The sequence below is a fragment of the Bacillus sp. P4_D3 genome, assembly GCF_056401855.1.
Genome location: NZ_JBFUIN010000470.1, coordinates 1 through 2,465 on the forward strand (window position 1 = coordinate 1; position 2,465 = coordinate 2,465).

Genomic DNA, 2,465 nt, shown 5'->3' on the forward strand with positions numbered 1-2,465 from the left:
ATTAATAAATTCATATAATTGGAGTGATGAGATGCAGCCGTTAGAAAAGGAGATTCATTCTAATATGCTAAAAGTGTGGAGGATTCATGCTTTAATTGGGGCAGCGGTTATACTAGCAGTCGTAATTGCGTATTTCTTTTTTATGATTAACTTTAACTGGTGGGGCTGGTTGTTTGGATTGTTAGTAACAGGTGCTATTACATTTATCCCGCTTGATTATTTTGTGTTTCCAAATTTACGTCAGCGCTATTATAGTTACAGATTAAATGAAGAAGAGATTGAAATTCAAAAGGGAATGTTCGTTGTAAAGCGCGTGCTTATTCCGATGATCCGCGTGCAGCACGTTACAATTGAACAAGGGCCGATTATGAGAAAGTATAATTTAGCAGAATTACATATTTCAACAGCGGCAACTTCTCATAGTATTCCAGGTTTAACGAAAGAAGAAGCAGAGCAGTTGAAAAGACAAATTGGAGAGCTTGCGAAAGTGAGTGATGAGGGTGTATAAGAGGCAACATCCGATCACGATTTTGTTAGGTATTCGAATTGCGAGTTTGTTACCACTTATTATTCTTGTTATGTTTAAACCTGAAGAACAAGTGAAGCCTTGGTATTTATTTTATCTTTTCCTTCTGTTTGTTTTATTCATTATGGCTATTTTCTCAGCTGTAAAATGGTATTTTAAAGTGTACTGGGTTGAAAATAATATTTTACATATAAAACATGGTGTGTTCGTGAAGAAAGAAAGCTATTTAAATAAAGACCGTGTGCAAAATATTAGTACGTCTTCTAACGTTATTTATCAATTACTTGGACTTACGAAGCTAAATATTGAAGTAGCTGGCGGCGGTACTGAGCCAGAAGTGATGTTAGCGGGTATTAAAGAAGAAGAAGCGAAGGAACTAATTGCCTTATTACATAAAGAAAGAAGCGTTGTGAGTGAAGAGACGCCTGCGGAAGAAGAAAGTAAGACGATTTATCAGTTAACAGCGAAAGAAATTTTATTCGCATCTATTACATCTGGTAGATTCGGGTTAGTATTTTCTGGACTTCTTCTTATTTACTCAGAGTTTAATCAATTTCTACCAAAATGGCTCATAAATAAAGTGGAAGCGTATGTGATGGATAACGGTGTATATGAATTAATCGTTATGGCCGCGATTTTAATGGTAATTTCGTGGGTCATTTCTACAGCTGGCTATGCGTTAAAATATGCGAACTTTAAAATTGAGCGAAACAGAAATGAAATTCGTATCGTTCAAGGGCTATTTGATAAGAAAGAGTTTGTTTTAAAATTACACCGCATTCAAGCGATTACTGTGAAAGAAGGAATTCTTCGGCAGCCTTTCGGTTATTGTTCTGTCGAAGTGGAAGTCATTCAAAGTATAGAATCCGCCGGGGATGAAGTGATGTTACATCCTTTTATGAAGAAGAAAGATGTGCAGCAGTTACTCGCATATTTACAGTTGCCGTATGAAATAGAAGAAGCAATCGTTCATTTACCGAAGGCTGCATTGCGTCGTTATGTCGTAATGGGCTGGATTACAAGTGCTGTGCTCGCAATGCCGATCGCCGGTGCGAGTATATATTTTAAACAACATACTGCGCTGTTCGTTCTTATACCGTTATTTATTGTATTTACGTTACTTGCATACGCTAGATATAAAAGTGGTGGATATATGATACGAGAAAATCAGTTAGTAATGGTGTACCGAGGCCTTGCGAAATATACAGGGATCATGCGAAGAAGGCATGTTCAAGCAGTAGGATATAATCAGTCGCATTTTCAAAAGAAAGACGAGTTATGTACAGCTGCCGTATCGGTAGCGGGACATGGTTATGAAGTGAAGCATATGCGAAAAGAAGACGCGCTTCGCATATATAATTGGTACAAAGAAAAAGGAAACACCAGTGTGTAATGGTGTTTCCTTTTTTGTGTCGTCATTTGTCGATAAGTCGATATATTCAAAAAATCGCTGATATAATTTGAGTTGCGCCGATATATTTCAAAAATCGCTGATATATTTCGAGTTGCGCCGATATATTCGAAAAATCGCCGATATAATTTCACATACCGTAGGTTCCGAACTCCGAAACCTAAACTAACACATCAAAAGTAGTCACGAATGACGGGCGAGAGAAAATGCTTTTTTGCTGTTCTGCATGTGGATGCGCCTGTGCTTGTCCTTGTCCTTCTGCTTGTGCAGGGCGTTTTTTATGAGCGTTTTCGAATGAACGTGATTCTGTCCAGTCTTTAAAGTTTTGCTCTGTTTCCCACATCGTTAAAATGACATATGTATCATTACTTAATGGGCGAAGAACGCGGATTGCTTGGAAACCAGGTTCGTTTTCGATAAGACCAGCGCGGTTTTTAAAACGGTTTTCAAATACAGGGCGACCTTCGTCTGTTACAGAAATGTTGTTACAAACGATGTAGCCAGGTTGTCCTTTAAATTCTCCAACAG

The 2,465-nt window shown here is 37.9% G+C and carries 3 protein-coding genes; 2 read left to right on the plus strand and 1 reads right to left on the minus strand.

The genetic code is table 11. The annotated features are described in order from the left end of the window. Positions 1-31: 31 nt before the first annotated feature. Both AC1DTM_RS22870 and AC1DTM_RS22875 read left to right on the plus strand, forming a co-directional pair. Positions 32-508, plus strand: a complete 477-nt coding sequence (locus tag AC1DTM_RS22870; protein ID WP_002158981.1) for a PH domain-containing protein — start codon at positions 32-34, stop codon at positions 506-508. Further along, positions 501-1,919, plus strand: a complete 1,419-nt coding sequence (locus tag AC1DTM_RS22875; protein WP_016104106.1) for a PH domain-containing protein — start codon at positions 501-503, stop codon at positions 1,917-1,919. The genes AC1DTM_RS22870 and AC1DTM_RS22875 overlap by 8 nt, the downstream gene beginning before the upstream one ends. A 178-nt stretch (positions 1,920-2,097) precedes the next feature. On the opposite strand, the gene hmoB is transcribed toward AC1DTM_RS22875, so the two are convergent. Beyond that, a partial coding sequence (gene hmoB, locus AC1DTM_RS22880) for a heme-degrading monooxygenase HmoB (protein ID WP_477000953.1) occupies positions 2,098-2,465 on the minus strand: 368 nt, incomplete at its 5' end.

Coding starts and splice junctions, on each gene's coding strand:
- AC1DTM_RS22870 (WP_002158981.1), top strand. CDS start 32: ATGCAGCCGTTAGAAAAGGAGATTCATTCTAATATGCTAAAAGTGTGG.